This window comes from Bradyrhizobium sp. BRP20 (assembly GCF_020194215.1).
Classification (GTDB): Bacteria; Pseudomonadota; Alphaproteobacteria; order Rhizobiales; family Xanthobacteraceae; genus Bradyrhizobium; species Bradyrhizobium yuanmingense.
In genome coordinates this window covers 19,831-39,624 of the sequence record NZ_JADYVY010000023.1, presented here as the reverse complement: position 1 = coordinate 39,624, position 19,794 = coordinate 19,831, and the positions used below count along the sequence as shown (strand labels likewise).

Below are 19,794 nucleotides of genomic sequence, written 5' to 3'. Positions count from 1 at the left end.
TTCGATTTTCGACCAGCACGGGAGGTGCCGGGCTCGTTAAAATCGCGGCTTTGCTAACATAGCAGGTGCGCAGGTGCAACATGACGCCAAACTAAAGGCATGAGGTTCTGTCGCCAGTTCGTCGCAGCCCCGCAACACATTTGCGCGCGGGAGGGGCGGCCGAGGCGGTGACCTGCCACGTCACGGAAAGCAGCGCCGGCCCCGGCCGCGACACCTCCATTGGTTCCTGCCTCCAGCGCATAGCGGCCATGAACACGGATCGCTGAGCCGTGAATCCGTTCCCACCGGTTCCACCCGCCGAATACTTATCGAATTCTAAACGCTAGAGGCGATGACTTCGCTTTACAGTATTCGCAAGTAATATAGAGGTTAATAGATCGTTAAAGGCGAAGATTACCGGAGATCGGATGAATATCTCGCGACGGTAACAAGATATTTCATGACGACACATACCGGATTTACTGCCCAATTCACGCCTCATTGGGAATCGAAACGCCAAATCGCTCACAAACTGATGGGGGCTCCACTTGCCACACATGTGGCAATACTAGCTTAGGGACCATTAAATGCTGTCTTTGAAGACGCTGGGCTTTGCGACCCGGCCGCGTACGGCGATTGCTTTCGTCGCCGCAACTCTCCTCGTCGGTGGAACTGCCACCGAAGCTTCCGCCAAATCCCGGCATCACCGGCATCACCACCGCCACCACGCCCAGACCGAGGCCAACGCGACCTCCGATTGGCGCAATGCCAATGCGTCGATGACGCCGACCTCCGGCACGGGCCGCAGCTTCTCCGGCATCGCGTCCTTTTACGGCAATGAGTCCGGCAGCAAGACCGCCTCGGGCCAGCGCTTCAACCAGAACGCCATGACCGCGGCGCACCGTTCGCTGCCCTTCGGCACCAAGCTGCGCGTCACCCATGGCAGCCAGAGCGTCATCGTCACCATCAATGACCGCGGCCCGTTCATTCGCGGGCGCGTGCTCGACCTCTCCACGGGTGCCGCCCGCGCCATTGGCCTCACCAGTCGCGGCGTCGGCCGCGTCACCGCGGAAGTCGTCTCCTAAGGCGCGATCCGCGCCTGATCGAACGCGCAGTTTTCATCAGTTTGCTGCGCACGTGAAACAAGCCCGCGGTCTTGGGGGACCGCGGGCTTTTTTTGTTTTGTCATTCCGGGGGGCGCGGAGCGCGAACCCGGAATCCATTCATCCACAAACTCTGCCGCCCGATGGATTCCGGGCTCGCGCTACGCGCGCCCCGGAATGACAGTAGAGGGTATGGCTGCGGTGGCCCTACAAAAAGCTCTGCGGATCGACGTCGACTTCCAGCTTCAGATTGCCTGTCGGCTTCGGGCAGACCGCGAGCCAGTTGCGCAAATAGTCCGACAAGTCGAAACCGCGCGCCGATTTCGCCAGGATGCGGAAGCGGTAGCGCCCCTTGATGACGGCGAGCGGCGCTTCGGCGGGGCCGAGCACGACGACGCGCTCGTCGCGCGGCGCGAGCGCGACGAGCTTACGGCCGAAGCCTTCGGCGCCCGGACGGTCGCCGGCGGAGATGATCAGGCTGGCGAGCCGGCCGAACGGCGGATAGAGCGTCTTCTGGCGCAGCTCGATCTCGCTGTCGTAGAAGGCCTCGCGGTCACAGGCGATCAGCGCCCGCATCACGGGATGATCGGGCTGATGGGTCTGCAGATAGCCGACGCCGCGGCCCTGCTCGCGGCCGGCGCGGCCGATTACCTGATTGAGCAATTGCCAGGTGCGCTCCGCCGCGCGCGGATCGCCGTTGGAAAGGCCGAGATCGGCGTCGACCACGCCGACCAGATTGAGCCGCGGAAAATTGTGGCCCTTGGCCACGAGCTGGGTGCCGATGATGATGTCGACGCGGCCCTCCGCGATCTCGGCAAGCTCGCTTCGCATCGTCTCGATCGAGGTGATGAGATCGCTCGACAGCACCATGGTGCGCGCTTGCGGGAACAACGCGGCCGCCTCCTCCTGCAGGCGCTCGACGCCGGGTCCGACCGCGACCAGCGATTCCTCGGCCGAACAGTTCGGGCAGATGTGCGGGCGCGGCATCGAGAAGCCGCAATGGTGACAGACGAGGCGCTGGCGAAAGCGATGATCGACCAGCCAGGCATCGCAGATGGTGCAGGCGAAGCGATGGCCGCAGGCACGGCACAGCGTCAGCGGCGCATAGCCGCGGCGATTGAGGAAGAGCAGCGCCTGCTCGCGCCGCTCGATCGCGGTTCTGATCTCGCCCGCAAGCCGCGGCGAGATGAAGCGGCCGCGCGCGGGCGGCTCGCGGCGCAGGTCGATGGCCTCGATATGCGGCATGTGCTGGCCGCCGAAGCGCGAGGGCAGCGCGATGCGCTGATAGCGGCTCTTGCGCGCATTGACCTCGGATTCGACCGACGGCGTCGCGGAGGCCAGCACGACCGGGATTTTTGCGATATGCCCGCGCACCACCGCCATGTCACGGGCGTGGTAGTGCACGCCGTCGTCCTGCTTGTAGGCCTGGTCGTGCTCCTCATCGACGACGATGAGGCCAAGATTGGCGTAAGGGAGAAACAGCGCCGAACGCGCGCCGACCACGACCGGCGCCGAACCTTCGGAGATCGCGGCCCAATTGCGCGCGCGGGTGCGCGGGGTGAGCTCGGAATGCCATTCGATCGGCCGCACGCCAAAACGCTGCGCGAAGCGATCGAGGAACTGGCCGGTCAGCGCGATCTCCGGCATCAGGATCAGCGCCTGCTTGCCGCGGCGGATCACCTCGGCGACCGCTTCGAAATAGACCTCGGTCTTGCCCGAGCCGGTGACGCCGTCGAGCAGCGCGACATGGAAGGTGCCATTGGCCGCGAGCGCGCGCATCGCATCCACACCGGCACGCTGCAGCGGCGAAAAATCCGGCCGGCCGAATTCCGGATCGGGTGCCGGCGGCGGAGGCGGCGGCGGCATTGGCTCAACCGTGAGCGTGCCTTCATCGACGAGGCCGTCGATCACGCCCGAGGAGACGCCGGCCTCCTTGGCCGCCTCGGACTTGCCGTGCAGCAGCCGGTCCGACAGCAGCGCGATGACACGCTGGCGCGCCGGCGTCAGACGCTTCGGCGGATCGCCGGTCAGGCGCACGCCGGCACGCACCCGCTCCGGACCGAGATTTTCGCCCATGCGCAGGCACATGCGCAGCACCATGCCGCGCGGGCTCAGCGTGTAGTTTGCGACCCAGTCCACCACCGAGCGCAGCTCCGGCTTGAGCGGCGGGATGTCGAGCTTCTCGCTGACCTCCTTGAGGCGGTTATGCAGGCGCGGGTCGGGATTGGCGTTCTCGCCCCAGATCACGGCCAGCACCTCGCGCGGACCGAGCGGCACACTGATGAGATCGCCCGCCTTCAGCTCCATCCCGCGCGGCACCTTGTAGGAATAGGTCTGGTCGAGCGCGACCGGCACCAGCACGTCGACCATGCGGGTGGCGGGGGCGGTGTCGTTGCGCGGCGATTGGTCCATGAGCTTTGGAATCGGAACCTTGAGGTTTTGAGGCTAGCGCCACGCGGCGGCCTTAGCGAACAGTAAACTGGTGTGATGCGATATACTGTGCGGAATCACCACGTCCAGAGCGCATGAGCAAAGCGGCCGCCCCACACATCGAGCTCGCCAGCGCCGATCCCTCGATCGCGCAGGAGATGGCGCGCTGGCTGGCGCATCTCGGCGCCGAGCGGCGGCTGTCGCCGAAGACGCTGGAGGCCTATGGCCGCGATCTGCGGCAATGCCTGGATTTCCTCTGTGCCCATTGGGGCGAGCGGGTGACGCTGGAGCGGTTTGCAGCGCTGGAAGCCACCGACGTGCGCGCCTTCATGGCAATGCGCCGGGCAGATGACATTGCCGGCCGCAGCCTGATGCGCGCGCTGGCGGGCCTGCGCTCGTTCGGACGTTTTCTGGAGCGTGAGGGCAAGGGCAAGGTCGGTGCATTGTCGGCGATCCGCGCGCCGAAGGTCGCCAAGAGCCTGCCGAAGCCGCTGCCGATGGTATCGGCAAAACGTCTGGCCGATGCCGACGAGCGCGCCGGCGAGGAGCGCGAGACCTGGATCCTTGCACGCGACGCCGCGGTGATGGCGCTGCTCTATGGCTCGGGCCTGCGCATCTCCGAGGCGCTGGGTCTCAAGCGCCGCGAGGTGCCGAAACCCGGCGAAGGCGACGTGCTGGTCGTGACCGGCAAGGGCAACAAGACGCGCATGGTGCCGGTGCTGCAGAACGTGCTGGCGCTGGTGCAGGAATATGTCGCGATGTGCCCCTATCCGCTGCCGGCGGAAGGACCGATCTTCGTCGGCGCACGCGGCGGCCCCTTGAGCCCGCGCATCATCCAGCTCGCGATGGAGCGGCTGCGCGGCGCGCTGGGACTTCCCGACAGCGCCACGCCGCACGCGCTGCGGCATTCCTTCGCCACGCATCTGCTCTCGCGCGGCGGCGATCTGCGCGCCATCCAGGAATTGCTCGGCCATTCCTCGCTCTCGACGACGCAGGTCTATACCGGCATCGATTCCGAGCGGCTGCTCGAGGTGTATGCCAGCGCCCATCCGCGGCGCTGACACACTCTCGTCATAGCTCGCGTGCCTCTTGCACAGCGCCCACGGTTCGGTCAAATCGTGGGAACCGGCACAGGAGGGACATTATATGGGCGCACATGAAAGCATGGAGCATGCCGAGCACGCCGAACACGCGTCCGGCTCGAACAAGAAGATCGCTCTTCTGATCGCCGTGCTGGCGCTGTTCCTGGCGATCTCGGAGACGCTCGGCAAGGGTGCCCAGACCGAATCGATCAGCAAGAACGTCGAGGCCGCCAATCTCTGGGCGTTCTTCCAGGCCAAGAGCATCCGCCGCACCGTGGTGGTGACCGCGGCCGAGCAGGGCAAGCTGACACTGGCCGCCGCGGCCGAGGCGCAGAAGCCCGCCGTGCAGAAGCAGATCGACGACTGGACCAAGACCGCGCAGCGCTACCGCTCCGAGCCCGAGACCGGCGAAGGCACCGAGCAGCTTGCGGACAAGGCCAAGCACGCCGAGCACGCCCGCGACGAGGCGACCGCGAAGTACCACCATTTCGAGCTGGCCTCGGCCGCCTTCCAGATCGGCATCGTGCTGGCGTCCGCCACCATCATCACCGGCATGATCGCGCTCGCCTATGTCGGCGGCGCGCTGACGATCGCCGGCCTGTTCATGACCGCGCTCGGCCTGTGGTGGCCACATCTGCTGCATTTGCATTGAGGTGTTGAGGCCGGGTTCTCACCGCGTCATTGCGAGGAGCCCTTGCGACGAAGCAATCCAGACTGCCTCCGGGGAAAGATACTGGATTGCTTCGCTGCACTCGCAATGACGGAGGATAGAGCGGGGACGCCTGTCCCGGATTGCGCTGCGCTCCATCCGGGCTACGGACGGTCCTTGTGGTGGCGAAGATCACCGCGCCTCATGCACGCTCTTCCTGAAGCGCTGGATCATACGCAGCGTGCGGTAGGACCAGCCCTCGCCGTTGCCGGCGATCAGCTCGCGGATGCGGCGCTTGATCGGGTCGACCAGCTCGGCGGCCTTGGCGCGCACCCTCAGCACCAGGGCGTAGATCCGCTCGAACCAGCGCATCTCCAGAAGCTTGGCGCGCGTGACGTCGAACACGAAGGCGGTGACGCCGACGCCGACAAGCTTTCCGAACACGATCGTGAAGAACGCGCCGGTCCAGTATTCATGCGCGAGCAGCCACAGCCCGACCAGCTTGAGCGGAAACAGCGGGACGACGGGCACCGCAAACACGAGCAGCGTCATGGCCGGCGAGAGCGCATCGACGCGCTCCGTCAGCCAATGCTTGAAGCGCGCCAGCGGGATGGCTGCGACGATCCTGGCGACGATCGGCTCGAGATGATCCCACAGCCAGGCTTCGATCAGGAAGATGATCGCAAGCAGGACCCAGACCGGTTGAAGAAGGCGGCGCAGCATGTGTTTCCCGCCCGGTTCGGCGCTGGGCGCGTCGTTACATATGGATGGCTCGCTTGCCGACCGCAAGCGCGGCTTCCTTGACGGCCTCCGAGCGCGTCGGATGGGCGTGGCAGGTGCGCGCGAGATCTTCCGCACTGCCGCCGAATTCCATGAGAACACACGCTTCATGGATCATTTCGCCGGCTTCGCGGCCGATGATGTGCACGCCGAGCACGCGATCGGTCTTCGCATCCGCGAGAATCTTCACAAAGCCGTCGGTGGTCTGGTTGACCTTGGAGCGGCCGTTGGCGGTGAACGGAAACTTTCCGACCGTGTAAGCCACGCCCGCCTGCTTGAGTTCCTCCTCGGTCTTGCCGACGGAGGACACTTCCGGCGTGGTATACACGACGCCGGGGATCACATCGTAATTCACGTGGCCGGCTTGGCCTGCGATGATCTCGGCGACCGCGACGCCCTCGTCCTCGGCCTTGTGCGCGAGCATGGGGCCTGCGACGACGTCGCCGATGGCATAGACGCCCTTCAGGCTGGTGGCGAAATGCGAATCGATCTGCACCCGGCCGCGCGCGTCCAGCGCGACACCGGCTTCCTTGAGGCCGAGACCGTCGGTGTAGGGCACGCGGCCGATGCAGACGAGCACGACGTCGGCTTCGATGGTCTCGGCGGCACCGCCGGAAGCCGGTTCGATTTTCGCAAGCAATGCCTTGCTGTTCATCTCGACGCCGGTCACCTTCGAGCCCAGCTTGAATGCAAATCCCTGCTTTTCAAGGATGCGCTGGAATTGCTTGGCGATCTCGCCGTCCATGCCGGGCAGGATGCGATCGAGGAATTCAACCACCATGACTTCGGATCCGAGCCGGCGCCACACGGAGCCGAGTTCGAGCCCGATCACGCCGGCGCCAATGACCAGCAATCTGCCTGGCACCTTCTCCAGCGACAGCGCGCCGGTCGAGGACACGATGCGCTTCTCGTCGATCTCGATGCCCTTCAGGCGCGCGATGTCGGAGCCGGTGGCGATCACGATGTTCTTGGTCTCGACAACCTGCGACTTGCCGTCGGCGGAGACCTCGACCTTGCCGGTGCCCAAGATCTTGCCGGCGCCCTTGAGCACGTCGATCTTGTTCTTCTTCATCAGGAACTCGACGCCCTTGACGTTGCCGTCGATGCCCTGCTGCTTGAAGTTCATCATCGCGGGCAGATCGAGCTTCGGCGCGGAAACGCTGACGCCCATCTTGGCGAAGGAATGGCCGGCTTCCTCGAACATTTCGGAGGCGTGCAGCAGCGCCTTCGACGGCATGCAGCCGACATTGAGGCAGGTGCCGCCGAGGGTCGCGTTCTTTTCGACCACGGCGACCTTCATGCCGAGCTGGCTCGCGCGTACCGCGCAGACATAACCGCCCGGTCCGGTGCCGATGACGACGAGATCGTAGGTAGCCATGAGAAAAAGTCCCGTAAGGTTAGGCGTGGTGAGGATGCGTCAGCGCGGCGCGTCAGCGTCCGCCGGACACATCGAGAATGGCTGAGGTGACGTAGGAGGCCTCGTCCGAGATCAGCCAGACGATGGCATTGGCGATTTCATCGGCGGTGCCGACGCGCTTCATCGGCACCAGATGGGCCAGGCGATGGGCGCGGTCGGGCTCGCCACCGGCAGCGTGGATGTCGGTGTCGATCAGGCCGGGACGGATCGCGGCGACGCGGATGCCCTCGCCCGCGACCTCATGGCCGAGGCCGACGGTGAAGGAATCGACCGCACCCTTGGACGCGGCGTAGTCGACATAGGTGTTGGGCGAGCCGAGCCGCGCAGCGACGGACGACAGGTTGACGATGACTCCGCCCGTGCCGCCGTGCTTGGTCGACATCCGCTTCACCGCCTCGCGCGCGCAAAGGATGGAGCCGGTGACGTTCACCGCCATCACGCGCTGGATGCGCTCGGCCGACATCTCGTCGACGCGCACGCCGCTCTTGCCGACGATGCCGCCATTGTTGACGAGCGCCCCGAGCGTGCCGAACTTGTCGGCCTCCTCGAACAGATTGAGGATGTCACTTTCCTCGGCGACATCGCATTTCACCGCGATGGCCTTGCCGTTGCTGGCCGCGATCGTAGCTACCACCTCGTCGGCGGCCTGCTTGTTGCTGGCATAGCCGACCACGACGCGAAAACGGCGCGCGGCCGCCGCAAGCGCGGTCGCCCGCCCGATGCCGCGGCTGCCGCCGGTGATGACAACGACTTTATCCGTCACATCAATCCCCACGAGTTCGAGCGCACTACGACGTCCTGCCCTCAAGAGCCGCCAAGCGATCAAGCACGGACTTGTCCGTCAAGCTGATCAAATGGAACAGAAGGAAGGGCGTGAGAAACGGGATCAGGCACAAGGCCGCGAAGCCGACCCCCTTACCTTTCCTGCGACTAATCGGAATCGCAAAGAAGAAAAAGATAAGGGTGGTCAGCAGGAGCGGCACCATGGAGATGAGCGCATGCGCGAGCGACGGCTCCCCCATCGTCGCCTCCCTTAGAGGTCCAGCACCAGGCGCGCCGGATCTTCCAGGCTCTCCTTGACGCGAACCAGGAAGGTGACGGCTTCCTTGCCGTCGATGACGCGGTGATCGTAGGACAGCGCCAGATACATCATCGGACGGACCTCGATCTTGCCGCCGACGACCATGGGGCGCTCCTGGATCTTGTGCATGCCGAGGATGCCGGACTGCGGCGCGTTCAGGATCGGGGTCGACATCAGCGAGCCGTAGATGCCGCCATTGGTGATGGTGAAGGTGCCGCCCTGCATCTCGTCGATCTTGAGCTGGCCGTCACGGGCGCGGCGGCCGAAATCGGCGATGCTCTTCTCGATGTCGGAGATCGACTTGTGGTCGCAGTCGCGCACCACGGGCACGACCAAGCCCTTGTCGGTGCCGACGGCAACGCCGATGTGGTAGTAGTTCTTGTAGATCAGGTCGCTGCCGTCGATCTCGGCGTTGACGGCCGGGATGTCCTTCAGCGCCTGCACGACGGCCTTGGTGAAGAAGCCCATGAAGCCGAGCTTGGCGCCGTGCTTCTTCTCGAACGCGTCCTTGTAGTGTGCGCGCAGCGCCATGACGTTGGTCATGTCGACCTCGTTGAAGGTCGTGAGCATGGCCGCGGTGTTCTGCACGTCCTTGAGCCGGCGCGCGATGGTCTGGCGCAGCCGGGTCATCTTGACGCGCTCTTCGCGGGCGGCGTCATCGGCCGGCGAGGGGCTGCGGACCTGCACGGCGGCGGCGGGCTGGTTGACCGGCGTCGGCGCCGAGGCGGCGCGCTCGATCGCGGCCAGCATGTCGCCCTTGGTGACGCGGCCGTCCTTGCCGGAGCCCGGCACGGTCGAGGCGTCGATGCCGGTCTCGGCCGACAGTTTGCGCACGGACGGCGCGAGCGGCGCATCGGCCGGCGGCGCCTTCGCGGCAGCGGGAGCCGCCGCCGGAGCAGCGGCAGCAGTGGCAGGCGCAGCAGCCTTGACCGGCGCGGCAGCGGGCTTGGCTGCGCCGGCACCATCGGTGATCTGACCGAGCAGCGCGCCCACGGCAACGGTCGCACCATCGGCAGCGATGATCTCGCTCAGCGTGCCCGCGGTCGGCGCGGGGACTTCGATGGTGACCTTGTCGGTCTCGAGCTCCACCAGGGGCTCGTCGACGGCGACGGGGTCGCCGGCCTTCTTGAACCAGCGGCCGATGGTGGCCTCGGTGACGGATTCGCCGAGCGTCGGCACACGAATTTCAGTCATGGTCTCTTCCTCAAGGGATCGCAGGTAGCGGTCATGAATTTCATACGTCATTGCCCGCGAAGGCGGGCAATCCAGTACGCCGTGACCTTCGTGATCAGAACGAAAGCCGCGGAGTACTGGATGCCCCGCCTTCGCGGGGCATGACAGAGTCCTAAAAAAACTTCTCAGCTCAGTGCTTCGTCCAGGAACGCCTTCAGCTGAGCCTGATGCTTGGACATCAGACCCGTGGCGGTCGCGGCGGAAGCGGCGCGGCCGACATAACGCGGACGCCGGCTCGCGCCGTTCACCTGGTTCAGCACCCATTCCAGATAGGGCTCGATGAAGTGCCAAGCACCCATGTTGCGGGGCTCTTCCTGGCACCACACCATCTCGGCCTTCTTGAAGCGCGACAGCTCGGTCACCAGCGCCTTCAGCGGCACCGGATAGAGCTGCTCGACGCGCATCAGGTAGATGTCGTCGATGCCGCGCTTCTCGCGCTCCTCGTAGAGGTCGTAATAGACCTTGCCGGAGCACAGCACGATGCGGCGGATCTTCTCGTCGGGGACGAGCTTGATCGCCTCGTTCGGCAGCATCTGGGCGTCATCATAGAGGATGCGGTGGAAGGTCGTGCCCTTCGCGAGCTCGTCGAGACGCGACACCGCCCGCTTGTGACGCAGCAGCGACTTCGGCGTCATCATGATCAGCGGCTTGCGTATCTCGCGATGCAGCTGCCGGCGCAGCACGTGGAAATAGTTCGCCGGCGTGGTCGGGTAGACCACCTGCATGTTGTCTTCCGCGCACATCTGCAAGTAGCGCTCGAGGCGCGCCGAGGAGTGCTCCGGTCCCTGGCCCTCATAGCCGTGCGGCAACAGGCAGACCAGACCGGACATGCGCAGCCATTTGCGCTCGCCCGAGGAGATGAACTGGTCGAACACGACCTGCGCGCCGTTGGCGAAGTCGCCGAACTGGGCTTCCCACAGCGTCAGCGTGTTCGGCTCGGCGAGCGAATAGCCGTATTCGAAACCGAGCACGGCTTCTTCCGACAGCAGCGAGTTGATGACCTCGTAATGGCCCTGCTCGTGGCCGAGATGGTTGAACGGCGTGTAGCGGCTTTCGTCTTCCTGGTCGATCAGGACCGAATGGCGCTGCGAGAAGGTGCCGCGTTCCGAATCCTGTCCGGACAGGCGGACGTGGTGGTTTTCGTTGAGCAGCGAGCAGAACGCCAGCGCCTCGCCGGTCGCCCAGTCGATGCCGTTGCCGCTCTCGATCGCCTTGGCGCGGTTATCGAGGAAGCGCTGAATGGTGCGGTGAACGCGGAAACCGTCCGGCACCTTGGTGATCTTGCGGCCGATGTCCTTCAGCGTGGCGATGTCGACGCCGGTGACGCCGCGCCGCGCATCCTCTTCCTGGTCGGCGATCTTGAAGCCCGCCCACTTGCCGTCGAGCCAGTCGGCCTTGTTCGGCTTGTAGGAGGTGCCGGCCTCGAACTCGGCATCGAGCCGGGCGCGCCAGTCCGCCTTCAGCTTGTCGACCTCGCCCTCGGTGACGACGCCTTCTGCGATCAGGCGCTTGGAGTAGAGCGTCAGCGTCGAGGGATGGGCGGCGATCCGCTTGTACATCACCGGCTGGGTGAAGGCCGGCTCATCGCCCTCATTGTGGCCGTAGCGGCGGTAGCACCACATGTCGATGACGACGGGCTTGTGGAACTTCTGCCGGAATTCGGTCGCGACCTTGGCCGCGAACACGACGGCTTCCGGATCGTCGCCGTTGACGTGGAAGATCGGCGCATCGATCATCTTCGCCACATCCGACGGATAGGGCGAGGAGCGCGAGTAGCGCGGATAGGTGGTGAAGCCGATCTGGTTGTTGACGATGAAGTGCACGGAGCCGCCGGTGCGGTAGCCCTTCAGGTCGGACAGGCCGAAGCATTCAGCAACCACGCCCTGGCCGGCGAACGCGGCGTCGCCGTGCATCAGGAGCGGCATCACGGAGATGCGCATGTCAGGGGGATCGCCGTGCTGGTCCTGCTTGGCGCGGACCTTGCCGAGCACGACGGGATCGACGATCTCGAGATGCGAGGGGTTGGCGGTCAGCGACAGGTGGATGCGGTTGCCGTCGAACTCGCGGTCCGAGGAGGCGCCGAGGTGATACTTGACGTCGCCGGAACCTTCGACCGCGTCGGGATTGGCCGAGCCGCCCTTGAACTCGTGGAATAGTGCGCGATGGGCCTTGCCCAACACCTGGGTCAGCACGTTGAGGCGGCCGCGATGCGGCATGCCGAGCACGATTTCCTTCACGCCGAGATTGCCGCCGCGCTTGATGATCTGCTCGAGCGCGGGGATCAGGGCTTCACCGCCGTCGAGGCCGAAGCGCTTGGTGCCGGTGAACTTGGTGTCGCAGAACTTTTCGAAACCCTCGGCTTCGATCAGCTTCTGCAGGATGGCCCTGCGGCCTTCGCGCGTGAACGAGATCTCCTTGTCGGGTCCCTCGATGCGCTCCTGGATCCAGGCCTTCTGCGCCGCGTTGCTGATGTGCATGAACTCGACGCCGAGCGTCTGGCAGTAGGTGCGCTCGCAGATCGCGGTGATCTCGCGCAGAGTGCCGTATTCGAGGCCGAGCACGTGATCGAGGAAGATCTTGCGGTCGAAATCGGCTTCGCTGAAGCCGTAGGTGCGCGGATCGAGCTCTTCGCGGTTGCGCTGGGCTTCGATGCCGAGCGGATCGAGCTTGGCATGGAAGTGGCCGCGCATGCGGTAGGAGCGGATCAGCATCAGGGCGCGGACGGAATCGCGCGTCGCCTGAAGCAGGTCGGCGGAGGAGATGTCGGCCCCCTTGGCCTGCGCCTTGGCGGCGATCTTGCCACCGACCGTCTTCTCGACCTCGGCCCAGTTGCCGTCGAGGGCGGAGGTCAGATCGTCCTTCGGGGTCAGCGGCCAGTTGTCGCGCTCCCAGGACGGGCCTTCCGCGTTCTTGCTGATGTCAGCCGGCGCGTCGTTCAGGCTCTTGAAGAACTCCTGCCACTCGGCATCGACCGAGGACGGGTCCTTCTGGTAGCGGGCGTAGATTTCGTCGATGTAGGTGGCGTTGGTGCCCTGCAAAAAGGATGACAGGGCAAAGGCTGCGTTCGCGTCCTGGCGAGACATACTTGAGTTCCTGGCGATTTCGATTCGCGCATAACAAACGGCGCTGGCGCCGAGCTCCCCCGACAGGGCTCGACGCGACAGGCACCCTTTACCCTATTTGCTGCGAAACTTCGCCCGGAAAAGCACGAAGAACTGAATTAGCCCTTCAACTTTTCGGCAAGCGTGTGGCCGAGGCGGGCGGGCGACGGGGACACTGTAATCCCTGCGGATTTCATCGCCTCGGTCTTGGAACCGGCATCGCCCTTGCCGCCGGAGATGATGGCGCCGGCATGACCCATGCGGCGGCCGGGAGGGGCGGTGACGCCGGCGATGAAGCCGACCATCGGCTTCTTGCGGCCACGCTTGGCCTCGTCCTTGAGGAACTGGGCGGCGTCCTCCTCGGCGGAACCGCCGATCTCGCCGATCATGATGATCGATTCGGTCTTGGGGTCGGCGAGCAGCATCTCCAGCACGTCGATGAACTCGGTGCCCTTGACCGGGTCGCCGCCGATGCCGACCGCGGTGGTCTGGCCGAGGCCTTCCTGGGAGGTCTGGAACACGGCTTCATAGGTCAGCGTGCCCGAGCGGGAGACGATGCCGACCGAGCCGGTCTTGAAGATGTTGGCGGGCATGATGCCGATCTTGCACTCGCCGGCGGTCATGACGCCCGGGCAGTTCGGCCCGATCAGGCGCGACTTGGAGCCGAGCAGCGAGCGCTTGACGCGGACCATGTCGATCACAGGAATGCCCTCGGTGATGCAGACGATCAGCGGGACCTCGGCGTCGATGGCTTCGCAGATCGCGTCGGCTGCGCCCGGCGGCGGCACGTAGATCACCGAAGCGTCGGCGCCGGTCTTCTCACGTGCCTCGCGCACGGTGTCGAACACCGGCAGGCCCAGATGCGTCGAGCCGCCTTTGCCCGGCGAGGTGCCGCCGACCATCTTGGTGCCGTAGGCGATCGCGGCCTCCGAGTGGAAGGTGCCGTTCTTGCCGGTGAAGCCCTGGCAGATGACCTTGGTGTTCTTGTCGATCAGGATGGACATGAGGTCTGCTTTCGCGAAACTAACAGAGTGAGTGGGTCAGTGGATGCGGCGGTAGACGCCGGTGAGGACGTCGGACCAGCCTTCCGCGTCCGGCGAGAATTGAATCTTCAACGAGTAGGAATCCTCATTGATGATCTCGTAGACGTGGCGCGCATTGCCGCGGAGCGAGCCGCGCACCAGCGTCAGGGTCTTGCCGGCCCACCCGCCTGAGGCGGGCGAAGGCGGCGTGTAGCCGAGCGAGTCGTACCAGAACAATTTGTAGGTCCGGTCGTCGCGGTCGAAGGTGAAGATGCCGTGGGTGGCGAAGACCTGCTTGCCGTCGCGCATCTGGATCGAGTCCTGGATCAGATAGAACCCGTTGAGATCCATGCGCGCGACGGTGCGCGAGGTCGCCGGCCCGCCCGCCGTCCAGCGCGACGGGAAGACCATCTCCTCACCATCCCATTCGCCGGCGAACGCGGCGAGGCGCGCATGCTCGGGGAGCGGAGATGATGCGGCGAGATGGTCCTGGGCCATGGCGCTAGCCTCCCTTGACGGCCTTCACGATCTTCTGCGCGGCGTCGTCGAGATTGTCGGCGGGCACCACGTTCAGTCCGGATTCACGGATGATCTTCTTGCCGAGCTCGACGTTGGTGCCTTCGAGACGGACCACCAGCGGCACGCTGAGGCCGACCTCGCGAACCGCAGCCGTGACGCCCTCGGCGATCACGTCGCACTTCATGATGCCGCCGAAGATGTTGACCAGGATGCCCTTCACGTTGGGATCGGCGGTGATGATCTTGAACGCGGCCGCGACCTTCTCCTTGCTGGCGCTGCCGCCGACGTCGAGGAAGTTGGCCGGCGCCATGCCGTAGAGCTTGATGATGTCCATCGTCGCCATGGCGAGACCGGCGCCGTTGACCATGCAGCCGATATTGCCGTCGAGCGTGACGTAGTTGAGATCGTATTTCGACGCCTCGATTTCCTTGGCGTCTTCCTCGGTCAGATCGCGCAACGACACCGCGATCTCGGGATGGCGGAACAGGGCGTTGTCGTCGAAGGACACCTTGGCATCGAGCACGCGGAGCTCGCCCTGCTTGGTCACGACCAGCGGATTGATCTCCAGCATCGACATGTCCTTGGCGACGAAGGCCGCGTAGAGCTGCGCGGTGAGCTTCTCGGCCTGCTTGGCGAGGTCGCCGGACAGATTCAGCGCCTTCGCGACCGTGCGGCCGTGATGGCCCATGATGCCGGTCGCCGGATCGACCGAGAAGGTCACGATCTTCTCCGGCGTGTTGTGCGCGACGTCCTCGATGTTGACGCCGCCTTCGGTCGACACCACGAAGGAGACGCGCGAGGTCTCGCGGTCGACCAGGATCGAGAGGTAGAATTCCTTGTCGATGTCGGAGCCGTCCTCGATGTAGAGGCGGTTGACCTGCTTGCCGGCAGGTCCCGTCTGCACGGTGACCAGCGTCGCGCCCAGCATCTGCTTGGCGAATTCGTTGACCTCTTCCACCGACTTGGCGATGCGGACGCCGCCTTTGTCGCCGGCGGATGCTTCCTTGAACTTGCCCTTGCCGCGCCCGCCGGCATGGATCTGGCTCTTCACCACCCAAACCGGGCCGGGAAGCTGTCTTGCGGCGGCGTCGGAGTCCGAGGCCTTGAGAACCGCTACGCCGCGCGAAATCGGAACGCCGAATTCATGCAGCAGCGCTTTGGCCTGATATTCATGGATATTCATATGGTCGCTCCCTGAACCCGCGGGCGGTGACCTCATGGGCCCACCTCAGTCTTGTGGCTGGCATACCATATACCACAGGAACTGCAACCCGGATTCTTTGACAATCGAGATCTGCCGAGACCGGAACCCCACCCCGGTCAGCCGGGGTCCGGAAGTGAAACCGCCGAAGACCGGGTTTCGATCTTCGGCGGGTATTGCTTTGCCTTAGCGGCCGAGAAGATCGGGTGCGATCTTCTTGCAGGCATCGACCAAGCCCTGCACGGCACCGACCGACTTGTCAAACGCCTCGCGGTCCTTGCCGGCGAGTTCGATCTCGACCACGCGCTCGACGCCCTTGGCGCCGATCACGACGGGCACGCCGACATACATGTCCTTCACGCTGTACTCGCCGTTGAGATAGGCGGCGCAGGGCAGCACGCGCTTCTTGTCCTTCAGATAGCTCTCGGCCATCGCGATCGCGGAGGCGGCAGGGGCGTAGAAGGCCGAGCCGGTCTTGAGCAGGTTGACGATCTCGGCGCCGCCATTGCGGGTGCGGTCGACGATCTCGTCGAGGCGCGCCTGTGAGGTCCAGCCCATCTTGACGAGGTCGGGCAGCGGGATGCCGGCGACGGTGGAGTACTTCACCAGCGGCACCATGGTGTCGCCGTGGCCGCCGAGCACGAAGGCGGTGACGTCCTCGACCGAGACGTTGAACTCGTCGGCGAGGAAGTAGCGGAAGCGGGCCGAATCCAGCACGCCGGCCATGCCGACGACCTTCTTGTGCGGCAGGCCCGAAGCCTTCTGCAGCGCCCAGACCATGGCGTCGAGCGGGTTGGTGATGCAGATGACGAAGGCGTCGGGGGCGTACTTCTTGATGCCGGCGCCGACCTGCTCCATGACCTTGAGGTTGATGGAGAGGAGGTCGTCGCGGCTCATGCCGGGCTTGCGCGGCACGCCGGCGGTGACGATGCAGACCTTGGCGTTGTCGAGCGCCTCATAGGAGTTCGCGCCGGTGTAGTGGGCGTCGAAGCCGTCGACCGGCGAGGACTGCGCGATGTCGAGCGCCTTGCCCTGCGGCACGCCCTCGGCGATGTCGAACATCACGACGTCGCCCAGTTCTTTCAGGCCGATGAGGTGAGCCAGCGTTCCGCCGATCTGGCCGGAGCCAATCAAAGCAATCTTGTCGCGCGCCATGTGAACCTGTCCTTTAGACACGTAAGGAGGGGAAACTGAGACGGGTGGTTATCCCTTTCGTCTCCCCCGTTCAAGTCGCCCAATGCCCAATTGTCGGGCTTGCCGAGATAGCAGCCAGCATACCCCGGCCGTTATGCCGGGGCGCGCGAAGCGCGAGCCCGGAATCCATAACCACCATCCGGAGTATGGATTCCGGGCTCGTCGCTTTGCGACGCCCCGGAATGACGGCGGGGATAGGACTTAAGTGTCGACCAAGCCCTTGGTCGAGCCGCTGGCGGTGGAATCCTTGCGGCCGTGAGGCAGCGCCAGATAGGATTCCGAGCTCATTTCGATCAGGCGCGAGGCGGTCCGGTTGAACTCCATGGCCTCGGTGCCATCGGTCGCGAGGTAGAGCGAGATCGGATTGGCGTCGGCCGAGGCCATCAGCTTCACGGCGTTGTCATAGAGCGTATCGATCAGGGTGATGAAGCGCTTGGCCGCGTTGCGCTGGGAGAGGTCCATCACTGGAATATGGTCGACCAGGAGGGTGTGATAGTCGTGCGCCAGCCTGAGGTAGTCGGATGCACCGAGCGGCTGCTCGCAGAGGTCGGCGAAGGAGAAACGCGCCACGCCATGGGCCGAGCACGGCACGTGCAGAATGCGGCCCTTGATCGAAATGTCACGCGAGCGGCATTTGGCGCCGCCCGTCATCCGCTTCCAGGCCCGATCGAGCGCGGCGTCCGCATCGCCATCGGCCGGTGTCAGCCACATCGGCACGCCCTGCAGCTTCTCCAGGCGGAAGTCGGTGCGCGCATCGAGCCGCGCGACGTCCATGTGGTCGGTGATCTGCTTGATGAAGGGCAGGAACAGCGAGCGGTTCAGGCCACCCTTGTAGAGATCGTCGGGCGCGACGTTGGAGGTCGCGACCACGACGGTGCCGAGCTCGAACAATTTGGCGAACAGGCGGCCCAGGATCATCGCGTCCGCGATGTCGGTGACGTGGAATTCGTCGAAGCAGAGCAGCCAGCTCTCCTCGAAGATCGCATTGGCCGTCAGAGCGATGACGTCGCTGTCGGCGATCTCGCCGCGCGCGATGCTCTGGCGATAATCGTAGATGCGCTCGTGCACGTCCGCCATGAACTCGTGGAAATGCGCGCGGCGCTTATGCTCGGCCGATGAGTGCTGGAAGAACAGGTCCATCAGCATGGTCTTGCCGCGGCCGACCTCGCCGTGGATGTAAAGCCCGCGCGGCGCCTCGTCCTTGTCACCAGAGCTGAACAGGCGGCTGAGCAGGCCCTGCTTGCGGGTGGGCTTGTAGGTCGAAAGCCGCAGGTCCAGCGCCGCATAGGCCTCGGCGACCTCGGCCTGCGCGGGATCCGGCTCGATCGCGCCGGACGCGATCTCGGCCTGATAGGCCTCGCGGAATGAGGGATTTGGGGTGGAGAGCATGGCTCTTTACCGCCAGAGACGGACGGAAATTGCAAGCCGTGAAATGGGGTCAGAGGTATGCGCGTTTCTTCTCCCTCGCCCCGTTCTTACGGGGGCGCGACGAGCTTCGCTCGCGCTGGGAGGGTCGGGGTGAGGGGCTCTATCCGCGTATGAGATCCATCGAAAGACCTGTCCCCCCCACCCGGATCGCGAGAGCGATCCGACCTCTCCCCGCAAGCGGGGAGAGGTTAAGAAAGAAATTACTCACACAGCTCGTAGGCATCCTCGACCACATACGGGCCGCCGCCGGTGGACGCGCGCGAGGAGAACAGCACGAAGCGTTCGGCCATGAACGCCTTGCTCGGGAAATAGCCGCGCAGCGAGAGATAATCGGCGACGTCGCGGTCGGAGGCATCGTGCAGCCTCGCAAGCGTGACGTGCGGAATGAACTTGCGTCCCTCCGGGTCGAGGCCGATCCGCTGCATCATGCGCTCGAGCTCGGCCTGCAATTCCATCAGCGGCTTGCTCGGCGCAATCGTGGCGACCACCGCGCGGGGCTTGCGGCCGCCGAAGCTGGTGAGCCCCTGCACCTTCACCTCGAACGGCTTGCGGTCGACGCGAAACAGCATCGAAGCGATCTCGTTGGCGGAAGCCCCGTCAATGTCGCCGATGAAGCGCAGGGTGACGTGATAATTTTCGGGATCGATCCAGCGGGCGCCGGGGAGGCCACCTCTCAAGTTGGAAAGCGACTGGCCGATTTCGGCCGGAATTTCCAGACCCGTGAACAAACGCGGCATCGTTTCGCACTCCCGATGCTTGGGTACGGTGCTCGAACAGCGAGAACCATATCCAAATTAGAGCCGGCGACGAATCACCGGTACCCTGATTCCTATCGCAGTTGTGTGACTCTGCGAAGCACACCGCGCCTCACCCCGGTAAAACCCTGGGAATTAGGGTTAGCGCTGCCTGGTTTTCAACGCCGTTGCTCAGCGATCGTGCCAATGAATGCCTCCACCATGGGCATGATCCTGCCGACGATGATGTCGACGCCTTCAGCGGTCGGATGAATGCCGTCGGCCTGGTTGAGCTTGGCCTCGGCCGCGACGCCTTCGAGGAAGAACGGATAGAGCGGCACGTCGAATGTCTTCGCCAGATCCGGATAAATCGAATTGAAGCGCGCGGCGTATTCGGCGCCGTAATTCGGCGGCGCCAGCATGCCGCAGAGCATGACCGCAATCTTTCGCGCCTTGAGCCGCTGGACGATGTCGGTCAGCGCGGCGCGCGCCACGTCGGGATCGATGCCGCGCAGCGCGTCATTGGCGCCGAGCTCGACGATGACACCGTCAGTTCCATCGGGCACCGACCAGTCGAGCCGGTCGCGGCCGCCCGAGGTGGTGTCGCCGGACACCCCGGCATTGGTCATGTCGACCTCTATGCCTTTGGCCCGCAAGGCTTTTTGAAGCTTTTGGGGGAACGCCTCCTGGGCCGGAAGGCCAAGGCCCGCGCTCAGGGAATCGCCGAGGACGACCAGCTTGACCGGTTTTGTCGCACCCGCCCAAGCGGGGTTCGCCATCGTCATGACGGCGAGCATCAACACGGCTATGTGCATGAACAATCCGTAACGCCTCTCGACCC

Annotated in this window: 17 protein-coding genes; 3 read left to right on the top strand and 14 right to left on the bottom strand. The window is 64.8% G+C overall.

From position 1 onward, the window contains the following. The first annotated feature begins 566 nt into the window (after positions 1 to 566). Entirely contained in the window at positions 567 to 1,064 is a 498-nt protein-coding gene (locus I6F33_RS33690; RefSeq protein WP_225145392.1) for a septal ring lytic transglycosylase RlpA family protein, read from the top strand. A 225-nt stretch (positions 1,065 to 1,289) separates the two neighbouring features. Here the strand turns inward: I6F33_RS33690 and I6F33_RS33685 are convergent, their stop codons facing one another. Beyond that, complete coding sequence (locus tag I6F33_RS33685) at positions 1,290 to 3,494, bottom strand: primosomal protein N' (protein WP_225145391.1); 2,205 nt, start codon at positions 3,492 to 3,494, stop codon at positions 1,290 to 1,292. Positions 3,495 to 3,607: 113 nt separating this feature from the next. On the opposite strand from I6F33_RS33685, the gene I6F33_RS33680 reads away from it, so the two are divergent. Then, a complete protein-coding gene (locus tag I6F33_RS33680; protein WP_225145390.1) occupies positions 3,608 to 4,573 on the top strand; it encodes a tyrosine recombinase XerC in 966 nt (321 codons plus the stop codon). Between the two features lie 85 nt (positions 4,574 to 4,658). Next, positions 4,659 to 5,246 carry a DUF4337 domain-containing protein gene (locus I6F33_RS33675; protein ID WP_036008765.1) on the top strand — a complete coding sequence of 196 codons (588 nt, stop codon included), beginning with the start codon at positions 4,659 to 4,661 and terminating at the stop codon, positions 5,244 to 5,246. A 189-nt stretch (positions 5,247 to 5,435) separates the two neighbouring features. Here I6F33_RS33675 and I6F33_RS33670 read toward each other — a convergent pair whose 3' ends face one another. The 13 genes from I6F33_RS33670 to I6F33_RS33610 form a co-directional block, all read right to left on the bottom strand. Further along, a complete protein-coding gene (locus I6F33_RS33670; RefSeq protein ID WP_225145389.1) occupies positions 5,436 to 5,966 on the bottom strand; it encodes a hypothetical protein in 531 nt (176 codons plus the stop codon). Between the two features lie 34 nt (positions 5,967 to 6,000). Further along, on the bottom strand, positions 6,001 to 7,401 hold the full coding sequence (lpdA, locus tag I6F33_RS33665; protein WP_225145388.1) for a dihydrolipoyl dehydrogenase: 1,401 nt from the start codon (positions 7,399 to 7,401) through the stop codon (positions 6,001 to 6,003). A gap of 52 nt (positions 7,402 to 7,453) precedes the next feature. After that, positions 7,454 to 8,203 (bottom strand): SDR family oxidoreductase, encoded by a 750-nt coding sequence (locus I6F33_RS33660; RefSeq protein WP_225145387.1) that lies wholly within the window; start codon positions 8,201 to 8,203, stop codon positions 7,454 to 7,456. A 25-nt stretch (positions 8,204 to 8,228) separates the two neighbouring features. After that, a complete protein-coding gene (locus I6F33_RS33655; RefSeq protein ID WP_225145386.1) occupies positions 8,229 to 8,462 on the bottom strand; it encodes a hypothetical protein in 234 nt (77 codons plus the stop codon). An 11-nt stretch (positions 8,463 to 8,473) separates the two neighbouring features. Beyond that, complete coding sequence (gene odhB, locus I6F33_RS33650; RefSeq protein WP_225145385.1) at positions 8,474 to 9,715, bottom strand: 2-oxoglutarate dehydrogenase complex dihydrolipoyllysine-residue succinyltransferase; 1,242 nt, start codon at positions 9,713 to 9,715, stop codon at positions 8,474 to 8,476. 164 nt (positions 9,716 to 9,879) lie between these two features. Further along, the gene (locus tag I6F33_RS33645; RefSeq protein ID WP_225145384.1) at positions 9,880 to 12,837 is read right to left on the bottom strand and encodes a 2-oxoglutarate dehydrogenase E1 component; all 2,958 of its coding nucleotides are present in this window, start codon (positions 12,835 to 12,837) and stop codon (positions 9,880 to 9,882) included. A 137-nt stretch (positions 12,838 to 12,974) separates the two neighbouring features. After that, the gene (sucD, locus tag I6F33_RS33640) at positions 12,975 to 13,859 is read right to left on the bottom strand and encodes a succinate--CoA ligase subunit alpha (RefSeq protein WP_036008780.1); all 885 of its coding nucleotides are present in this window, start codon (positions 13,857 to 13,859) and stop codon (positions 12,975 to 12,977) included. 36 nt (positions 13,860 to 13,895) lie between these two features. Continuing rightward, positions 13,896 to 14,375 carry a DUF1579 family protein gene (locus tag I6F33_RS33635; protein ID WP_036008783.1) on the bottom strand — a complete coding sequence of 160 codons (480 nt, stop codon included), beginning with the start codon at positions 14,373 to 14,375 and terminating at the stop codon, positions 13,896 to 13,898. A 4-nt stretch (positions 14,376 to 14,379) separates the two neighbouring features. Beyond that, complete coding sequence (sucC, locus tag I6F33_RS33630; protein ID WP_036008785.1) at positions 14,380 to 15,579, bottom strand: ADP-forming succinate--CoA ligase subunit beta; 1,200 nt, start codon at positions 15,577 to 15,579, stop codon at positions 14,380 to 14,382. A gap of 204 nt (positions 15,580 to 15,783) precedes the next feature. Further along, positions 15,784 to 16,752, bottom strand: coding sequence for a malate dehydrogenase (mdh, locus tag I6F33_RS33625; protein ID WP_025032846.1), 969 nt, complete (start codon positions 16,750 to 16,752; stop codon positions 15,784 to 15,786). Positions 16,753 to 16,992: 240 nt separating this feature from the next. Beyond that, positions 16,993 to 18,180 (bottom strand): cell division protein ZapE, encoded by a 1,188-nt coding sequence (gene zapE, locus I6F33_RS33620; RefSeq protein ID WP_225145383.1) that lies wholly within the window; start codon positions 18,178 to 18,180, stop codon positions 16,993 to 16,995. 239 nt (positions 18,181 to 18,419) lie between these two features. Beyond that, positions 18,420 to 18,956 (bottom strand): RNA 2',3'-cyclic phosphodiesterase, encoded by a 537-nt coding sequence (gene thpR, locus I6F33_RS33615; RefSeq protein ID WP_027572985.1) that lies wholly within the window; start codon positions 18,954 to 18,956, stop codon positions 18,420 to 18,422. 176 nt (positions 18,957 to 19,132) lie between these two features. After that, a complete protein-coding gene (locus I6F33_RS33610; RefSeq protein WP_036008792.1) occupies positions 19,133 to 19,768 on the bottom strand; it encodes an arylesterase in 636 nt (211 codons plus the stop codon). Positions 19,769 to 19,794: the final 26 nt, after the last annotated feature.